General features: G+C 36.6%; 17 protein-coding genes. 7 read left to right on the top strand and 10 right to left on the bottom strand.

Annotated elements, in window-relative coordinates; translation table 11 throughout:
• Positions 1–48: 48 nt before the first annotated feature.
• Together MP478_RS19095 and MP478_RS19090 are read left to right on the top strand one after the other, a co-directional pair.
• The gene (locus MP478_RS19095) at positions 49–630 is read left to right on the top strand and encodes a pentapeptide repeat-containing protein (RefSeq protein ID WP_257201346.1); all 582 of its coding nucleotides are present in this window, start codon (positions 49–51) and stop codon (positions 628–630) included.
• 349 nt (positions 631–979) lie between these two features.
• The gene (locus MP478_RS19090; protein WP_257201345.1) at positions 980–2485 is read left to right on the top strand and encodes an alpha-L-fucosidase; all 1506 of its coding nucleotides are present in this window, start codon (positions 980–982) and stop codon (positions 2483–2485) included.
• A gap of 183 nt (positions 2486–2668) precedes the next feature.
• Here MP478_RS19090 and MP478_RS19085 read toward each other — a convergent pair whose 3' ends face one another.
• Together MP478_RS19085 and MP478_RS19080 are read right to left on the bottom strand one after the other, a co-directional pair.
• Positions 2669–3379 carry a C40 family peptidase gene (locus tag MP478_RS19085; RefSeq protein WP_257190279.1) on the bottom strand — a complete coding sequence of 237 codons (711 nt, stop codon included), beginning with the start codon at positions 3377–3379 and terminating at the stop codon, positions 2669–2671.
• 338 nt (positions 3380–3717) lie between these two features.
• Entirely contained in the window at positions 3718–5913 is a 2196-nt protein-coding gene (locus MP478_RS19080) for a glutamine synthetase III (protein ID WP_230033552.1), read from the bottom strand.
• A gap of 311 nt (positions 5914–6224) precedes the next feature.
• Here MP478_RS19080 and MP478_RS19075 point away from each other — a divergent pair, with 311 nt between their 5' ends.
• The 5 genes from MP478_RS19075 to MP478_RS19055 all read left to right on the top strand — a co-directional run bounded on the left by MP478_RS19075 (position 6225) and on the right by MP478_RS19055 (position 11975).
• The gene (locus tag MP478_RS19075; protein ID WP_257201344.1) at positions 6225–7916 is read left to right on the top strand and encodes a hypothetical protein; all 1692 of its coding nucleotides are present in this window, start codon (positions 6225–6227) and stop codon (positions 7914–7916) included.
• A gap of 164 nt (positions 7917–8080) precedes the next feature.
• Positions 8081–8551: a DinB family protein gene (locus MP478_RS19070; RefSeq protein ID WP_257190281.1), complete on the top strand. Its 471-nt coding sequence runs from the start codon at positions 8081–8083 to the stop codon at positions 8549–8551.
• A 139-nt stretch (positions 8552–8690) separates the two neighbouring features.
• Positions 8691–10529: a M1 family metallopeptidase gene (locus MP478_RS19065; RefSeq protein ID WP_257201343.1), complete on the top strand. Its 1839-nt coding sequence runs from the start codon at positions 8691–8693 to the stop codon at positions 10527–10529.
• Between the two features lie 105 nt (positions 10530–10634).
• Entirely contained in the window at positions 10635–11393 is a 759-nt protein-coding gene (locus tag MP478_RS19060) for a type III pantothenate kinase (RefSeq protein WP_257190283.1), read from the top strand.
• Between the two features lie 48 nt (positions 11394–11441).
• Positions 11442–11975, top strand: a complete 534-nt coding sequence (locus MP478_RS19055; protein WP_257201342.1) for a GNAT family N-acetyltransferase — start codon at positions 11442–11444, stop codon at positions 11973–11975.
• A 62-nt stretch (positions 11976–12037) separates the two neighbouring features.
• Here MP478_RS19055 and MP478_RS19050 read toward each other — a convergent pair whose 3' ends face one another.
• From MP478_RS19050 to MP478_RS19015, 8 genes are all read right to left on the bottom strand, one after another.
• Entirely contained in the window at positions 12038–12469 is a 432-nt protein-coding gene (locus MP478_RS19050; protein WP_230033562.1) for a nucleoside deaminase, read from the bottom strand.
• A 3-nt stretch (positions 12470–12472) separates the two neighbouring features.
• Complete coding sequence (locus tag MP478_RS19045; RefSeq protein WP_257201341.1) at positions 12473–13096, bottom strand: hypothetical protein; 624 nt, start codon at positions 13094–13096, stop codon at positions 12473–12475.
• Positions 13097–13151: 55 nt separating this feature from the next.
• A complete protein-coding gene (locus MP478_RS19040; protein ID WP_230033564.1) occupies positions 13152–14072 on the bottom strand; it encodes a YafY family protein in 921 nt (306 codons plus the stop codon).
• A 451-nt stretch (positions 14073–14523) separates the two neighbouring features.
• Positions 14524–14694, bottom strand: a complete 171-nt coding sequence (locus MP478_RS19035) for a hypothetical protein (RefSeq protein ID WP_156125996.1) — start codon at positions 14692–14694, stop codon at positions 14524–14526.
• Positions 14695–14896: 202 nt separating this feature from the next.
• Positions 14897–15451, bottom strand: a complete 555-nt coding sequence (locus tag MP478_RS19030) for a hypothetical protein (RefSeq protein ID WP_230033566.1) — start codon at positions 15449–15451, stop codon at positions 14897–14899.
• A gap of 4 nt (positions 15452–15455) precedes the next feature.
• Positions 15456–16139, bottom strand: coding sequence for a hypothetical protein (locus tag MP478_RS19025; protein WP_257201340.1), 684 nt, complete (start codon positions 16137–16139; stop codon positions 15456–15458).
• A gap of 68 nt (positions 16140–16207) precedes the next feature.
• The gene (locus MP478_RS19020) at positions 16208–16795 is read right to left on the bottom strand and encodes a DUF2589 domain-containing protein (RefSeq protein ID WP_257190288.1); all 588 of its coding nucleotides are present in this window, start codon (positions 16793–16795) and stop codon (positions 16208–16210) included.
• Between the two features lie 360 nt (positions 16796–17155).
• Positions 17156–18193, bottom strand: coding sequence for a patatin-like phospholipase family protein (locus MP478_RS19015; RefSeq protein WP_230033580.1), 1038 nt, complete (start codon positions 18191–18193; stop codon positions 17156–17158).
• Positions 18194–18210 lie beyond the last annotated feature (17 nt).

Here is an 18210-nt window from a genome sequence, read left to right as displayed (position 1 = left end):
TGAAAAATCGTGGCCGGAAAGTTGATTCCCGAAAAATTATTACAACATATGAAAGAGGCTTATATTGTAGATCAGAATTTTGAAAATACAGACTTTACACAGTTTCCTTTAGAAAAAGGGGAATATGAGAACTGTACATTCAGGAACTGCAATTTTGAATATGCAGGGCTGTCAGCATTTAGTTTTACAGACTGTGAATTTATAGGATGCAACCTGAGTATGGCAAAGCTTATTAAAACTGCTTTCCGTGAAGTTATTTTTAAAGAGTGCAAGATGTTCGGGCTTCAGTTTAATGACTGTAATGAATTTGGACTATCCTTCACCTTTGACGGCTGCTCGCTGAACAATTCCGTATTTTATCAGACATCGGTTAAGAAAACCGTCTTTAAAAACTCCAGGCTGATTGAAGTTGATTTTGCAGAATGCGACCTGTCCAATGCGGTCTTCAGTCATTGCGATTTGTCGGGTGCTGTTTTCGACAATACAAACCTTGAAAAAGCAGATTTAAGAACATCGGTCAACTATTCTATAGATCCTGCTTTAAATAAGCTTAAAAAGGCCAGATTTTCACTGTCTGAAGTTTACGGACTCCTGTATAAACTGGATATAGAAATAGACAGAACCAACTAACACCTGGCGAATGGATGCCAGTAAGCAGAAATAGTTCCGTATTTTTTGCGCTTAAACTACAGAATTTGGCTTTATTAACTTTTTTAAGCCTGTTACCTATTTTAATCACATGACTGCTAAAACTGATCAGATATTCCCTCCTTTAGATTCTGGGCTTGTCTTTGTTTGCTTTATCCCGAATTCAGGTTAAATAATTAAGCTTAGTAGAATGGTTAATAGTTTGTTATTCAGTAGATTAATTCGTTTTTCAATTGTTGCGTTGCTTGATTTTGTATCTTTATCATTACTGAGATGGCAAATTCTTTATACTATTGTAGACGAACATAAAAAACGCAAATAATAAATACAAATGAAGAAAACTTTAATTATACTACTGTTGATGGCGAAAGCTTATGGGCAACAAAAAAGTTTTGTACCTATTGCCAAAACAGATGACGAAAATACTATAATAGCAAAAGCAGCCAATGTTGTGCCTTCTCCCAGGCAAATGCGATGGCAGGCTCTGGAGCTTACGGCATTTTTCCATTTTGGAATCAACACCTTTACCAATCAAGAGTGGGGAGATGGAAAGGAAGATATATCCAAATTCAATCCCCAATTGCTGGATGCAGAACAATGGGTTAAAGCCATAAAAGAAGCAGGTTTTAAACAAGCTATAATTACAGCTAAGCACCATGACGGTTTTTGCTTATGGCCGAGTAAATTTACTGAGCATAGTATAAAAAATACACCTTATAAAAATGGTAAAGGGGATATTGTAAGAGAGGTTGCAAATGCCTGTAAGAAATATAAAATCGGATTTGGAGTGTATCTGTCTCCGTGGGATCGCAATAATCCCTCTTACGGATCAGAAGCATATAATACTTATTTTGTAAACCAGTTAACAGAATTGTTAACCCAATACGGTAAGGTAGACGAGGTGTGGTTTGATGGAGCCAATGGAGAAGGTCCAAATGGTAAAAAACAAATCTATGATTTTGATGCCTGGTATGCTTTAATTAGAAAGCTTCAGCCTCAGGCGGTTATTGCTGTTCAGGGACCGGACGTACGGTGGGTTGGGACTGAAAGCGGTGTTGGCCGTGAAACAGAATGGAGTGTATTGCCAACCTCTGAAAAGGATCAGGAAAAAATTGCTTCTTTATCACAGAAAGAAGTAAATGTCATTCCAGCATTATCAGGTTCTTATGAAGACCAGGATCGGGGTAGTAGGGCTAAGTTGATTAATGCAACAGGCTTGGTCTGGTACCCTGCAGAAACAGATGTAAGTATCCGTCCGGGATGGTTTTACCATATTAATGAAGATGCTAAAGTAAAAACGCCCAAACAGTTGATGGAAATTTATTTTACTTCAGTGGGGAGAAATGGTGTTTTACTTTTAAATATTCCACCAAATACCAATGGAATGATAGCAGACAATGATGTCAAAAGTCTGGCTGATTTTGGTAAGGAAATGAAAAATATATTTTCAAATAATATAGCAAAAGCGGCTACTGTGAAGGCTACTTCTGGTAAGGAGCTAAAGGCCATGTTTGATGGCAGATTGAGTACCTATTTTACGACTCCTGAACGAGAGACAGCTACAACCATTGAATTAAACTGGCCTAAAGATGTCCGCTTTAATGTATTGTCGTTACAGGAAAATATTGCAGTTGGACAACGCATAGAAAAATTTGAATTAGCGTACTTCGACGGTAAGCAATGGATTAATTTCACCTCTGGTACTACTGTTGGTTATAAGCGATTATTAAAATTTGATACGATTACCGCAAAGAAAGTGAGATTCAAAATTTTATCTTCAAGATTGAATCCAACACTTGCAGAGTTTGGATTGTACCTTTGGGATGAAAGTAAATAAAACTGAGTTCTTCCTGGAAATATCCATTTTTGAATGCTAAATAGATTACCACCGGCTTTTGAAGGTTGAATGTATTTCCGCAATAATGTTCCTTTCCCATGAAGGGATGAATTTCAGATAGAGCTAAATAAAAAAGCCATCAGATTCTGATGGCTTCATTATTTAAATCAATTATTTATAAAATTAAAAATTTGCTGGTGTAGCTGGAGTAATTGCCGCTAAGTTATTATAAGCTTCTCCTTCTTCGTTGATTACTCTTTTTGCGAATCTGAATTTAGGTCCCCAGTAAGAATCATTAAGTGAAGAGATCATCACTCCTTTTGATGTTGCTGCATGGATAAATTTAATTTCACCCTCTTCAGAAACACTTTCTACAATACCTACGTGAGAGATTCTTCTTCCATGAGAAAAGAAAATAAGATCTCCTTTCTGTAAGTTACCTTTTTCAATTCTTTCTCCTTCCTGAGCCTGAGAAGCTGCTACTCTAGGTAAACTAAGACCTGCTGCTGCTCCGAAAACGGAAAGAACGAAAGCTGAACAATCAATACCGTTTCTTGTTGTTCCTCCATATCTGTAAGGAGTTCCCAAGTACGTTTCTGCCTCTTCCAGGATACCGTCAATTGTTTTGTTGTACTTCACAACTTTTGCAATCTCAGAATTCTTAATAGCTTTTTTAGCATTAGCTATGGTTGCAGCCTTTTCAGAAAGAAAAGAATCGATAAGTTTTTGCTTATCCTGCTCCATTTTTTTGCTGTCTATAGAGGCTAGTTTGGCATCTGTTTTGTATTCTTTAGTGTAAGTAGCTGGTTTTGAAACCACATAATTGGTAGCACACGATTGCATTGATACTGTAGTAACTAAAGCAACTAAATAAAACAAAACTCTTTTCTTCATATATATTTGATTATCCGTGTTAAAAAGGAATATTTATTTTCAAAAGCATTACAAAAGTAGAGATTCCGAATAAAAGACCCCTGATATGATAATTGTCAGGATCTTATTTTAACACTATTTAACATATTAATTACATATGTTAAAGAAAAATAAACCGCAACTGCCTATTTTTGGCGAGTGTGCGGTTTTTTTTATTATGATTCTTTAACAAACGCTATCGATTTTCTTCTATAAATCAGGTTTTGTAATTTAAAACTCTAATTTCCCTGTTGTTAATAAAAACCAAAAAATTCCCCGGAAAACCGAGGAATTTAAACTAATATGGAACTTTACAGATGTTATTTTGTAAACAACATTTCTCTGTATTTTGTCATTGGCCAAAGCTCATCGTCTACCATCATTTCAAGATCATCAGAAGCTTCTCTGATAACATCAAATAAAGGAATTACTTTAGTACAGTAAGATTCTGCCTGCTTTTGGCTATTGGGTACAGCTTTCGCTGCTTCTCTTGCTTTAATAAGATCTTCTACGCCAAGTTTAATTTTGGAAACATTTTCAGAGATATTCGTGATCAGGCTCATTTGCTCTTTCGCCAGTGTTTTGAATTCTTTATCTCCAAAGATGTCTTTAAGACCTTTCACGTTTTCAATTAATCGGTTCTGATATTTTAAGGCAGAAGGAATGATGTGGTTTCTTGCGATATCACTTAAAACTCTTGCTTCAATATCAATTACCGTAGAATATTTTTCTAATTTGATTTCGTTTCTTGCTTCAACCTCTCTGTGAGTAAATACTCCGATTTCTTCGTAAAGGCTAACAAATTTTTTATCCATTTCCTGTTTAAGGGCTTCAGGAGTGGTTTTTAAGTTATTTAAACCTCTCTTTTTAGCTTCTTTAGCCCAATCATCAGAATATCCGTCACCTTCAAACATGATGCTCTTGCACTGCTTGATGTATTCTCTCAATACATTGAAGATTGCTTCATCTTTTTTAAGGCCTGTCTCAATAAGAGCATCCACTTCTTTTTTGAAATCGATTAATTGCTTTGCAGCGATTGTGTTCATTACCGTCATAGACTCTGCACAGTTAGCAGAAGATCCTACTGCTCTGATCTCAAATTTATTTCCTGTAAATGCAAACGGAGAAGTTCTGTTTCTGTCCGTATTATCTAACAGGATTTCTGGAATTTTTCCAACTACATTTAATTTAAGATCTGTTTTTTCGTCCGGAGAAAGTTTTCCTTCCGTTACTTTTTCAAGTTCTTCCAATACTCTGAACAGCTGGCTTCCGATGAATACGGAAATAATTGCCGGCGGAGCTTCGTTGGCACCTAATCTATGGTCGTTGCTTGCAGAAGCAATGCTTGCTCTTAAAAGGTCAGCGTATTCATACACTGCTTTGATTGTATTCACGAAGAATGTTAGGAACTGTAAATTTTTCTTAGGGTTTTTTCCCGGGCTTAGAAGGTTTTCGCCTGTATCAGTAGCTAAAGACCAGTTGTTGTGCTTACCGCTTCCGTTTACTCCGGCAAATGGCTTTTCGTGGAATAAAATATGGAAATGGTGTTTGTGAGCAATTCTCGCCATGATGTCCATCAATAAAGAGTTGTGGTCTACGGCAACGTTTACTTCTTCAAACATGGGAGCCAGCTCAAATTGGTTAGGAGCAACCTCGTTGTGTCTTGTCGTTACAGGAATACCCAGTTTCATACATTCAATTTCCAACTCTTTCATGAAATTCATTACTCTTGTTGGGATAGAACCGAAATAGTGGTCATCCAGTTGTTGTCCTTTCGCCGGAGAATGTCCCAGCAATGTTTTACCTGTCAATACAAGGTCCGGACGTGACTGATATAAAGCTGAATCTACAAGGAAGTACTCTTGTTCCCAACCCAGGGTAGGGGTTACCTTTGTAACATTCTTGTCAAAATACTGCATGACGTTGGTTGCTGCTTCATCCACAGCATTCAAAGCTCTCAAAAGAGGAGCTTTATAATCTAACGTTTCTCCTGTATAAGAAATGAAGATGGATGGAATACATAATGTAGTTCCCATGATGAAAGCAGGAGAAGTAGGGTCCCAGGCTGTATAGCCTCTTGCCTCAAAAGTATTTCTGATACCTCCGTTAGGGAATGAAGATGCATCCGGCTCCTGTTGGATCAATAGATTTCCGCTGAATCTTTCGATAGCTCTCCCTCCTTCGATAGGCGTGAAGAAAGAGTCGTGCTTTTCAGCAGTGGTTCCTGTTAAAGGCTGAAACCAGTGTGTATAATGGGTTACCCCTTTGCTCATAGCCCAGTCTTTCATTGCTACAGCTACCTGGTCAGCAATATGTCTCTGGATTTTAGTTCCTTTTTTTACAGCATCCATAATAGAATTGAATGCTTCTTTTGTTAAATATTCTCTCATGGTCTCTTCCGAGAAAACATTGGTACAGAATAATTCTGACAGTTTTGCAGGAACCTCAACAGAATTATCTTTTCTGAAGTCCTTAAATGGTAGGGTTTCTAATGCTTTGAATCTTAAGGTTGACATATTAGGGTGATTTTTACAGGGCAAATTTACAAAAAAAATGAAATGAAATCATTTTAACCCTGAAAAAATTAGGGGTGTTTTGAAAAATTATATAATTTAAACAATGGTTTAACGTTTTTGTAAGGGGGTGAAAAGATATCCAATGCTTAAAATTTAATGTCTAAAACGCTTTTTAAGGCTCAAATACTGTAAAAATACGCTGTATGAGGAATGTCTTATAAGATACAGTATTATATGGATTAAACGACTTGTTAAAAGATAGTTAAAATAAAATGGACAAAGATTTTGTATATTTGTGTGAAATTTATTTTATGACAAATTCTAGAGCAAGAGAAACAACAGAGGCTATTGAAAGATTATATATTTCTATGAGACACTTATTTTATAGAGGATTTTTCAAGCCAGGAGGAGTTTCAGGAGAAAGCATTAGAAGCTTGTTGAAAACAATCAATCCAGAGATTTATGGTACCATGAATATTCCAAATAAATTGGAGCTTGATGGTTTGATGTATGTTTTAGACAGGCTTCCTGAAGGGATTGAGGAATGTGCTTTTATTCATCTTACATCTGATGAAGGGTTTGATAAAGGAAGTTTCGAACCTATTGTTCCTAAGAAAAGAAGAAGAAACTGTTATAGAATAGACGAACACCAGATGAATATTGAGGTTCTTTTGGGCCGTTCCGAAATTTATGACATTCTTACCCACCTTACCTTCTTATTTATAGAAGCTGATAAAATCCGTAATCTGGCTTTCATCCAGGATGAAAACTGGAAACCGACCCGCGCCTTTAAAATTATTGAAGAGGTAGTGAAAGGGGAAAAGAAATTCAGCAGAAGAGAAAAAGAGGTGGCTATTATTCATCTGTCATCTTTAATAGGAAGAACTTTTGATGAGACGTTGAGAGCTTACAACACCTTCGGGGATGATCATAATCCTGACCGTTTGTTCAAAATCATTTACAACTTAGGAAAAGTAAGTCTTGAAGATGCAAAACAGACCAGAGAGAGAGAAATTCATTTCAGTGCTATATTAAAGGAAAGAGTGGGACATCACTACTTTGGAGAGAAATGGGCTAATAAAGTGAAGGAGGTTTTATTTGAAAATAATCTTCATATGCGTCCGTTACATATTATTTCTGCCAATATGCATTCGGTGAAAAATATGCTGTACGGTAATGAAGCTCTTAAGAAGAAACATCATCATGATGTGGACTATAAAATGTATGAAGAGATTTCAAACAAAAAAGAACTTCGTGATAAAGTATCAAAATATGCTTTAGATGAAGGGATGATTCATATTGCTGATAAAAGTGGGAGTAATATCGATGTTCAGATCATTGACCTTAGCAAAACAAATTTAAAGAATACTCCTTTTGGAGATATCAAGTTTGGCGGTGATGATGTAGTAATGGTATTTGACTATGCTTTCGGAGAGCAGGCTTTTGAGGTGATGGACGAGCTACTAAGACCTTTCGAACATAAAGGAGAAGTTTATATGATGCATGTAAGATCTGTTTCCATTATGGGTAAAGCCGGAATTCTTACAGGAGAAAAAGGAGATATTATGATTCCTACCTCTCATATCTTTGAAGGAACAGCAGATAATTATCCTTTTGAAAATGCATTAAAGCTGGACGACTTCCACGATGAAGAGCTAAAAGCATTTGAAGGGCCTATGATTACTGTTTTAGGAACATCACTTCAAAACAGGGATATCCTTTCTTATTTTATGAATACTTCATGGAAGGCAATTGGTCTTGAAATGGAAGGAGCACATTACCAGAAGGCCATTCAGGTAGCATCGAAGATCAGGAATCATATTGCACCGGATCTGTTTGTATGTTATGCTTATTACGCTTCGGATAATCCTTTGGAAACAGGAAGTACATTGTCATCGGGAGGGTTGGGGCTTACAGGAGTGAAACCTACTTATCTGATTACCTTAAGAATCCTTGAAAAGATTTTAAAAAGTGGAAAAAAAGAAGTTGCGGCTAAGAAATAGCTTTGATTTCCTATTGTAATATAAGCCTCAGATGTCAAGATATCTGAGGCTTTTTGTTTTCTCCAACACAAATTTCTATGGGTAGAATCCATTGCAAAATCAGTAAGCGCTTAAAAACAATTCTTTAATTACTTACCTTTAAATAAATATAAAATAACCGATCTATGGGCTCTGCAGTACAATTATCAAAAAGATTCAGAGAGGTTTTGCTTGATGGCCTCTGGATTGCCAATACCAATTTTAAAGACCAGCTTTCCGGGGTAAGCTGGGAGCAGGCTGTTGCCAAAGTTGGACCACTGAATACCATCGCAATGCTTACTTTTCACATACATTATTATATAGCAGGCGTTATAAATGTCTTTGAAGGGAGAGGTCTTGAGATAAAAGACCAATATAGTTTTGACCTTCCCACTATTGAATCTCAGGCTCAATGGGAAGAGTTGGTAAATCAATTATGGGCTGATGCTGAAAAGTTTGCGGCATTGGTTATGCAAATTCCCGATGATCAGCTTGATGAAATTTTTGTAGATGAAAAATATGGAACCTACAGAAGAAATATAGAGGGAATGATTGAGCATAGCTACTACCATTTAGGACAGATCACCTTAATAAAAAAGCTGTTGATGAGCCAGTAGACTTATGTTTGTTAAAAAGAGGTAACAAAGTGAATTAAAATCAATCCAAAACCACATTAAACAGAATAAAACCTCGGTACAGCTCCTATTTGAGGTCTTATTTAAATTACATACCTTTAGAAAAAAAATAAAATTTTAAATGAGAAAATCGGCTGCAATCATTTTTGCGTTTATCATTTCACAATTTCATGCTCAGCAAGGAGCTTATTATCAGCAGGCTGCAAAGTACAAGATGGACATTGATGTTAATGCTGAAAAATTTACTTATCAGGGAAAACAGACTTTGGAATACACCAACAATTCACCGGACGAGTTGAATGTGGTTTATTTTCATCTCTACTGGAATGCTTTTAAGCCCAACTCCATGATGGACCAAAGAATAACTTCTCAGGGAAAAAATGGTGACTCTAGGTTGCAGAAAGATGGGATCTCAAGATTGGCATCTATTCCGAAAGATCAGGAGGGAGCCCAAAATATTCACTGGATCAGACAAAATGGAAAGGATTTGAAATTTGAAATCCAGGAAACCATCATGAAGGTGTATCTGGCTGAGCCTATAAAACCTAATTCCTCTACAACGTTTACCATGGATTGGGATGCTGTGATTCCGCAGCAGATCAGAAGAAGTGGAAGAAACAACAGGGAAGGAGTAGACATGACTATGACTCAATGGTATCCAAAAATTGCCGAGTATGATTATGACGGCTGGGCAACTTTTGATTATATGGGAAGAGAATTTCATGCTCCATTCTCAGATTTTGATGTTACCATTAAAATCAATAAAGAGTATGTTATAGGAGCAGGAGGAACCCTTGAAAATCCTGCCGACGTAAAAGGATATGATGCCAACGCAAAAATTAAAGCGGAAAAAGATAAAAAAGTAACCTGGAAATGGACGGCTAAAAATATTCTTGACTTTGCATGGAGTGCAGACAGGGATTACGTGGTCAATGGTTTTGATGTTCCGGAAGGTCCAAAAGTATATTTGGTTTATCAGAAAAACGATAAAACAAAGGTGTGGGAACAGGCACCGCTTTATGTGACCAAGTATTTCGAGATCATGAATGCCCATTTCGGAAAATATGTATACCCTACCTATGCCTTTATCCAGGGTGGTGACGGTGGAATGGAATACGGAATGTGTACCATGATTCTTGGAGAAGCTAAAGATATTAAAGGCTTAATGGGGTTAATGGCTCATGAAGGGTCTCACTCCTGGTATCAGCAGATGCTTGCCACCAATGAATCTGTACGCCCATGGATGGATGAAGGCTTTACAAGCTACGCAGAAGGATACACTATGCATCAGCTATTTCCGGAAGATCTTCCGAACCCTTTTGTAAAAACATTGGATGCTTACAGAAGTTTTATTAAAAAAGGAATTGAAGAACCGGCTGTCTGGTTGGGAGATCACCATGATAACGGAACTTCTTATACCTATTCATCTTATGTGAAAGGTGAATTGTATCTGGTTCAGCTGGGGTACATTATGGGTGAGCAGAAGCTGGCCGAAACATTAAGACAGTATTATGCCCAATGGAGTATGAAGCATCCTTCAGACAGAGATTTCCTTCATATCGCCCAAAAAGTTTCGGGGATGGACCTGAAATGGTTCCACAATTACTGGATTAATACAACAAAAACCATTGATTACGGGATTAAGGATGTGAAATATGATGCAAAATCTACAACAATTACCCTGGTAAATAACGGACAGGTTCCTATGCCTGTTGATTTCAGTGTAATGACGATGGAGAAGAAAATTGTAACCTACCAGATCCCATTAAACATGACACATACATGGAAAGAAAGTGATATCTATGGTAATTTTAAAACTATGCCTTACTGGCCTTGGACTCAGAAAGAATATACCTTTACTATTCCTTATCCAAAGTCTCAGTTATCAGTCTTAGGAATAGACTTCAGTCAAAGAATTGCTGATGTGAATATGGCGGATAATTTTGTACAGGTGAAATAAGAAAAGATAAACATATAGAATAAAAGGAGTATTTGAGGATACTCCTTTTATTTTTTTATAAATTTGGAACCAGAATTTAAAATTTTAGCCTGTTAAAAAAAATCAATGAATTCAATTGTAATAAACGTAGGAAACAGCAATATCAGATTCGGCCTTTTTAATGGAGATAACTGTGATGTTTCATGGGTCATCAATACTAAACCCTACAGAACCGCAGACGAGCTATATGTACAAATGCTGATGCTTTATCAGACCTATAAAATTGATCCTAAAGAAATAAATAAGGTAATCATTGGATCTGTAGTTCCCCAACTTACCAAAGTGATGAGCTCAGGAATAAAAAAGATCCATGGGGTTACCCCTGTTATTGTGGACCGAAATACTCCATCAGAGGTTCAGGCCAAATCTAAGCAGATGGGAACAGATATTTATGCCAACCTGGTTGCTGCCCATAATCTATATCCAAACAGGAAAAAGATTGTCATTGACTTTGGAACCGCTCTTACAGCCAGCTGTGTGGCAGAAACAGGCGAAACTTTAGGAGTGATTATCGCTCCGGGAATTGTGACTTCTTTAAATTCACTGATCAACCAGACGGCACAGCTTCCTGATATTGAGCTTAAAAAACCGAAATCAGTGCTGGGATTGGATACGGTAACCTGTATGCAAAGCGGCATGGTATATGGTTTTCTGGGAATGGTAGAAGGTTTCGTTGACCGTATTAATGATGAGGTAAATGACGATTGTTTTGTAGTGGCCACAGGAGGGGTATCTCATGTTTATAAGCCTTTGACAGATAAAATCCATGTAATGGACAGGCTTCATACCCTGAAAGGACTTTATTTCCTTGGTAAAGATTTGTAAGGGTGAAATTAAATGATTAACCCTATTTTAGCCTAAACCTTTTATATAATGAATGAATTTCCAATAATAGAAACAGAAAGACTTATTCTCTCCCAGCTTGAAGAGAAGGATATCCCTTTCATTACAGAATATCTTCAGCACAGAATCTTTTCAGATCTCACTTCTAATATTCCCTATCCATATACAGAAAACGATGCTCAGCTCTGGCTGAAAATGTCAAAGGAGGCCTTTGAGGATAGCACGGGATATACCTTTGGAATCCGTAATAAAGAGGGGCATATTATCGGAGCGATAGGTCTTCATGACCGGGATGATGATAAAGCTGAATTGGGATATTGGATAGGAATGTCTTACTGGAACAAAGGCTATGTAACAGAGGCGGCTAAAGCTATTGTACATTTTGGTTTTAAAGAACTGAAGTTCAATAAAATTTTTGCTACCCATCTTTATCAAAATCCTGCCTCCGGAAAAATTATGGAGAAGATTGGTATGGAAAAAGAAGCCGTTTTGAAACAGGATGTTAAGAAAGGTGGAGAATATTTCGATCTCGTAATGTATTCTATTTTTAATGATATGAAATAAGATACACTAACGTATTGATTTTACCCCGGAAATATAAAGAGGAACAAGTATATATTGTTCCTTTATCTTTTACTTTTAAAAAATTCTTTGACGATCATAGAACATTCATTTTCCATAACTCCTGTTACGATTTCCGTTTTTGGATGCAGGGAAAGATGTTTGTTGATAAAACCTCTCTGCTCATCTCTTGCTCCAATTACTACTTTTGAAATTTGCGACCACGAAAGTGCTCCGGAACACATGACACAGGGTTCTAATGTGACATAGAGTGTACAGTTTTTAAGATACTTACCGCCAAGGAAATTAGCGGCAGAAGTTATGGCCTGCATTTCTGCATGGGCAGTAACATCATTTAGGGTTTCAGTAAGGTTGTGGGCTCTTGCAATAACTCGGTTATTAGAAACAACTACACATCCTATAGGTACCTCGTCTTTTTCCAAGGCGGCTTCTGCTTCCTGCAGGGCCATTTTCATGTAATATTCGTCAGTAAACATTGATTATTCCATAGTTAATGTTAAAGGAAGTCTGAACTGGAATCTTGCAGGATCCCCTTTAGCCATAGCCGGAACAAATTTTTCAGAAAGAGAGTATAAGGCAATTTCAGCCTGTCTGTTAAACGTGAAATTATCACCCTGTGCATGAACATTACTGATGCTTCCGTCTTTTTCAACAATAAAAGCCACACTTGTTTTAATCATCTTTACTTCAGAATACACTCCGTCTGTATACATAAGATTAGCTACTTCCTTCCTTAATGTATTGAGTCCTCCGGGATAATTGGGTGCTGTTTCCAAATTCACAGACTTGTCAACGGGATCTATGGAAATATCTTTCGGTACTTTTATAGATTCCAGGTCTTCCAGATTTCTTACCCGTAATAAAGCTCCTACTAATGCTGTATTTTCAATGCTGTCCATTTTTTTCATAAAAAAAAGAAAATCTCCTTTTATAGCAGCTTTTTTAAAGGTATTGGACTCTGCATCAAATTTTTTCCTGAATTCTTTATTCAGCATAGTTCTATGCTGGTTGTAATAGCCTTTCACAGCCCTGAATTCCTCTTTCTGCTGGGAAAGAAGAAACGAAGAAATAAAGCAGCTGATGCCAATAAATAAAGCTCTCAATACAGGTATATTTATGTAAATATAATTAAAAAATATGAGATAGAATTATTCCCGGTTAGCTTTCAAGATAACGGTTCAGAGACTCCTGAAGATGGGTGCGTATGTCATCAACTAAACATTTAGGTTCTAAAACAGTCACCTCCTTTCCATAGGAAAGAATTTCCTGCATAAAGTCATAAGTAGGATGAAGGAAGAACTCAAAATAGATCTCTTCCGGCGTTTCTTTGGTTTCCTTCTGCGACTGATGAAGAGGGAAGCTTCTGATATATTCTCCTTGATGGCGGCTGCATTTCAACACAATGTTTTGCGGTTTCTGTTCCGTAAGATTCATCACCCCGAATGCATTTTTGAAATGCTCTCTGAAATTGTAACTGTATTTTTCACGGAATTTATTTTTGCCCACATCCAGATAATTAATCCTGTCCAGTCCAAATGATTTTAAGGCTTTATCTTTTGTATCAATAGCAATAAGATACCACCTGTCTTTAGACTCCTTCAAAGCGAGTGGGTGTACCTTTCGGGAGGTCATCAGCTTATTTTTATAATTGTAATGTTCGAAACTAACCACTCTTTTATTACGGATAGCAAAGAACAGATCATAAAAATGCTCCACACCGGTTGGTTTTCTGCTTTCAAAAAAGATAAAATTTGAAAAATCCGGGTGAAGATTCAGGGCATTGCTTACCTGGAAAGACTCCAGTAATTTTTGGTTGTATTCATCCACCTCCATGATGGGGCGACTTTCAATATAATACCGGTTATCTCCCTTTTTTTTGTTGTGAATAGAAAGATTAAAAAGATCTGAAATCTCACGGATATCCCTTTGCAGCGTGCGTATGGAATAACTCTTGATTCCGGCATCCTGAAACTCAAAAGAGTTTAAAAGGTATTCCTCCAACTGTGAATAAGTAGCTGGGGAACTTTCCAATCTTTTAATGATTAAGGCATATCTCGTTAAATAAAAATCTTTTTTCATGGTAAAATTTTGTACCACAAATATATGGGCTTAATGCGACAAAACGTGTCGTGTTATATTTTTTTGTGAAATTTCCGAAAGAAAAAGCGGCCTTAGAATGATAAATATTCTGCTATAGAAGGTTAGCGCTTACTGAGCATCACTATTATTTTTAATACTGTGAGGAAGGTTGCCAACCTTTGTATAGGTATCAGATAAAAGAGAAACCAGCTATTTCCTGTTATGGATCAGGTAAACTGCTGGTTTCATAAATGTAAGGTTATTGATATAAAAATAATTGCTTACACTAAAGCTGTATTATTAAATGATTCGGTGTTGTTTTTATAACACAGTTCTGGCTGCCCACTCGTTTGTGATGGTGAATTCAAAGGCTTTTTGAAAATTGGCGAGATTGCAGTGGATGCATAAAGGATGGTGGGCAGCTTTAGAACATATAGTGTTTATGTTATATTTATAGTGTATCTTCTTCAAGAACATCATTTTCAAAATCTTGTCTGAAGAAGTTTTCAATGTCGTTGAGATAGTTTTCATAATCCATCTCTGCATTTTCGATGTCACTCCATTCTATAGTATAGAGATCTTCATCGAAGATAATATCTGTGTGGTGATTGGGTGTCTCCATGTTTTGTGTTTTAAGGTGTGGGTTAATTTTTGAACATATTTCAGGCTGTTCAGCATAGATCAATGTTGAATTCAAGGGCTTTTTAAAGTTTTTTATTAATTGTTTTTGTGTTCTTGTTTATATTTCAAAAGTAATCGAAGGAGGCGTCAAAACTTGACGCATAAAAAAAATAACTCAAAAAAAATTTTGAGCTATTTTAGTTTTAAGAAAAATCTTTGATATCTATTTCATCAGCAATAAGCATAATGATGTCCATTTCAGAAAGCATGGATTTGAGCTTGATTCCACCTAATTTTAAATCATCATCCGAAATAATATGCAACCAGACTCTCTGTATAAAGTCCTCGAATGTAATTTCTGAGGTATAAAGGCTGTTTGTCGTTTGTGCAGCTAAAGCCAATATTTGTTTGGTGATATCTCTGCATTCATTCATTTTTGTTTCATGAGGTAGCAGTACATTAAGCACGCAGTTTTGTGCATCATGAAGAAGATTTGCAGTAACCTTGAGTTGATTTTTTTTAGCATTAAAACTTCTCTCATCGCTGATTTTACCTGCCAGGATCTTACTTCTGAATCCTGCTATTTCCGAAACTTCACTGATCGTGTTTGTAGAAAGAATATTTTCTACAGACTTAAGCCAGGAAAGCATTTTCTCAACAAAAAAAGGGTCTTTTTTCTCCAAAGAAGAAACAATACCCGGAAATTCCAGCAGCTGATTCTTTAACTGGGAAACCAATATAAACTGTGACTTTTTCATTCTATTATTCAGGGATAAGCGTTTCTATAATATTTCCATTGATATCTTCATATCTTGACCACTCCATTCCTGCTTCGCTCACACTCATTTTAGCATAAATCAGGCATTTTGCATCCAGCTGCATCAATTTGCTTGCCTCTACAATAATCTCGCGGTCATCTGTTTTCTCAATAATCCTTCGGACTTCGGAAACAATTCTGCTGAAAAGACTTTGCTGCAGCAACTGAGGATCTGTGTTATTCCATGTAAAATTGGGAAGGGAACGACAGTATTCTACTGTATATTTTGAGATAGGTTCAAAATACTGTATCTGTGAATCGGTGAGGGTAGGCTTGTTTTCAGCTTTGATCTTCGTTATGTAATCATTGTAACTAAGCTCCTGATTGGCTAGAAAGTTCCTTAAATTCTGATCATTTTTTGTGTCAGCAGGATTATAATCTGTTGAGGCTACTTTTGTAATCTCGTCATAAGAAAAGTCTCTGAAAAGCAGGACAGGGGAACTTCCGGCTGCTGCAAAAGGAATGGTAAGGTCTACTGTTCCCACTTTCATTCTTGGAATGGAAAAATGTTTCAACAGGTCATCTTTAGCATATTCTTTTGCTATCTGTACAGTCTGTAAATCGGTCATTTTTCTGGCTGCAGCAATTTCAGAGACAATACCTCCTAAATATTCATTCAATTTTGGCATGATAAGTTTTTTTTAATTGATAAAAATTTTTAAAAGGATGGCTGCCGGAGCAGCCATCCTGAAAATTATTAAGAAGTAGCCACGGGTGTTGCGGAAGCAACAATAGCATCTTCTAACATATCCATAATTTTTGAAAGCCCTGCAGGTAATTCATCATTTACAGCTTTTACATGTACTCCCAACGTATATGTTTTTTCTGTCGTTGAGGTACTTGAGTTGGTTTTTTTATAAGAAGCTGAAGCGTTGAATTTAACCTTCCAGAACTTAGCACTGATAGAAGCGCTTCCCTGGAATTCACTGGCAATACTCTGAGTTTCTACTGAATTAAGTTTGGCGTTGAAATCAATCGTCATTTCATCAATTCTTAAAGCCGGAATCGTCAGCATAGAAAGCAATGGAACGCTTAATTTAACTTCTGATTTTACTACGCTATCACTGTTCTCAACGGTGCTGGGAACTGACTTTGTATACGTGAAATCCACATACTTAAGCTTTTTAGCGCCTCCTTCTGCGGCTTCTTCCTCAAAACCGACCTCTTTAATGAAGTTTACCTGTGACATAGATGCATCATGCTGAGCTTTGATAGCAGCCTGCATAGGCCCTCCGATGTAAACGCTGAAATCTAAACTGTTTAATTCTTGTACTAAATTTGCCATAATTCTAAAATTGTTAAAGGTTATTAATTGGTTAATAATATATAGTAGTGCTAGCAGACTAATATTCAATATTGAGCAATAGCTATCCTGTTCAGCATTTATAAGCTGAAAATTATTATTAAAAATAATTGGGATATTGTAAGTTTGGAATAAGCTTATTTAACTTTGGTTTCCGTGGTTATTTTGTTTATTTAAAGATAGTTGGCCGCAGCGTCAAAACTTGTCGTGTTATAATTTATTTTCACTTTTATTTAATTTTTTATGAATATTATAAACTAACCTGGCCAACTGCTTTAATTCAGTGAGAATTTTATAATATAAGCTTTTAAGCTTATTTGGAGGCATTATAAGTTTTTAAGCTTATATTTTGTTTCTGATGAGCTTTTGAACAATCTGGTTTAAAACTTCCCTGTTATCATCAATATAACTCAAGCCGGCCTGAATCAGGTTTTCAATATTGGAGCGCCTTACATTATCCATTGCCGGTGAAGCATTTTTCAGAGACGGGTTCAGACGGTAATAGTTTTTCTGATTTCTTAAGCCTAATGTCTGAAACATTTGGGAAAGCTGATAATCTACCGTTTCTGCATTGGCAGACATCAGAATATCAATGATGGGATTTACCCATCCTATTTTTCCTGCTTTTTCTAATCTTTTAAACGGATAAGGGCGGGATTCCACTCCCGTGCCTATAGAAATGAGGATCATATCATTGACGCCGGGATGATTGGCTTTCTGATGGTTTCTTAAAACTTCTGCAAAAGGGATCTTTCTGGCTTCTGCATAAGCACAAAGAGCCGGATTGTTCGCAAACATTCCTCCATCAATCAGGCTGAAGATCTGTCCGTACATCGATTTGATCTGTACAGGGCTGAAATAGGTAGGAGCTGCAGCAGTAGCTCTGCAAATGTCTTTTACATAAAAATTATCAGTACTGAGATTGGCTTCCCAGGAATTGAAAAGCTTGGCTCTTCTGTTTTCTATATCATAACTTGTAATTAAACACGGTTTTATTAATTCTTTTAATTCTAAATTTCCAAAAAAATCATTCAGATTTTTTTCAAGTGCTTCCTGGGAAATCCTTTCGTTCAGCAATCCAAATGGATTAACCAGTTTTTCCCAAAAAGATACCTGAAAGATGTCTCCACCCTTTTCAGCATATAATTCTAAGCCTTTCTGGATAGAATATTTTGCCTTTCGGGTTTCGTCGGGGCATAAGATAATAGAAGCAATCAGACCTCCTGTGCTGCTGCCTGCTACCAGATCAAAATAATCCCCGAGCCTTGCAGTCGGTTTATCATAATACTGGAGCTGTTCTTCTATGTAACGTAGAATAATACAGGTGATAATTCCCCTTATTCCACCCCCGTCCAAAGAAAGAATGGTTGTCTTTTTCATGTGATGTTTTAATTGTT

Origin of the sequence: Chryseobacterium sp. WG14 (assembly GCF_024586945.1) — a bacterium.
GTDB lineage: Bacteria > Bacteroidota > Bacteroidia > Flavobacteriales > Weeksellaceae > Chryseobacterium.
Note: the sequence above shows the minus strand (reverse complement) of the source record. Positions and strands in the feature narration are given on the sequence as shown.

Coding starts and splice junctions, on each gene's coding strand:
- MP478_RS19040 (WP_230033564.1), bottom strand. CDS start 14,072: ATGAAAAAAGATTTTTATTTAACGAGATATGCCTTAATCATTAAAAGA.
- MP478_RS19070 (WP_257190281.1), top strand. CDS start 8,081: ATGGGCTCTGCAGTACAATTATCAAAAAGATTCAGAGAGGTTTTGCTT.
- MP478_RS19035 (WP_156125996.1), bottom strand. CDS start 14,694: ATGGAGACACCCAATCACCACACAGATATTATCTTCGATGAAGATCTC.
- MP478_RS19015 (WP_230033580.1), bottom strand. CDS start 18,193: ATGAAAAAGACAACCATTCTTTCTTTGGACGGGGGTGGAATAAGGGGA.
- MP478_RS19080 (WP_230033552.1), bottom strand. CDS start 5,913: ATGTCAACCTTAAGATTCAAAGCATTAGAAACCCTACCATTTAAGGAC.
- MP478_RS19025 (WP_257201340.1), bottom strand. CDS start 16,139: ATGCCAAAATTGAATGAATATTTAGGAGGTATTGTCTCTGAAATTGCT.
- MP478_RS19065 (WP_257201343.1), top strand. CDS start 8,691: ATGAGAAAATCGGCTGCAATCATTTTTGCGTTTATCATTTCACAATTT.
- MP478_RS19085 (WP_257190279.1), bottom strand. CDS start 3,379: ATGAAGAAAAGAGTTTTGTTTTATTTAGTTGCTTTAGTTACTACAGTA.
- MP478_RS19075 (WP_257201344.1), top strand. CDS start 6,225: ATGACAAATTCTAGAGCAAGAGAAACAACAGAGGCTATTGAAAGATTA.
- MP478_RS19055 (WP_257201342.1), top strand. CDS start 11,442: ATGAATGAATTTCCAATAATAGAAACAGAAAGACTTATTCTCTCCCAG.
- MP478_RS19090 (WP_257201345.1), top strand. CDS start 980: ATGAAGAAAACTTTAATTATACTACTGTTGATGGCGAAAGCTTATGGG.
- MP478_RS19020 (WP_257190288.1), bottom strand. CDS start 16,795: ATGGCAAATTTAGTACAAGAATTAAACAGTTTAGATTTCAGCGTTTAC.
- MP478_RS19030 (WP_230033566.1), bottom strand. CDS start 15,451: ATGAAAAAGTCACAGTTTATATTGGTTTCCCAGTTAAAGAATCAGCTG.
- MP478_RS19060 (WP_257190283.1), top strand. CDS start 10,635: ATGAATTCAATTGTAATAAACGTAGGAAACAGCAATATCAGATTCGGC.
- MP478_RS19050 (WP_230033562.1), bottom strand. CDS start 12,469: ATGTTTACTGACGAATATTACATGAAAATGGCCCTGCAGGAAGCAGAA.
- MP478_RS19095 (WP_257201346.1), top strand. CDS start 49: ATGAAAGAGGCTTATATTGTAGATCAGAATTTTGAAAATACAGACTTT.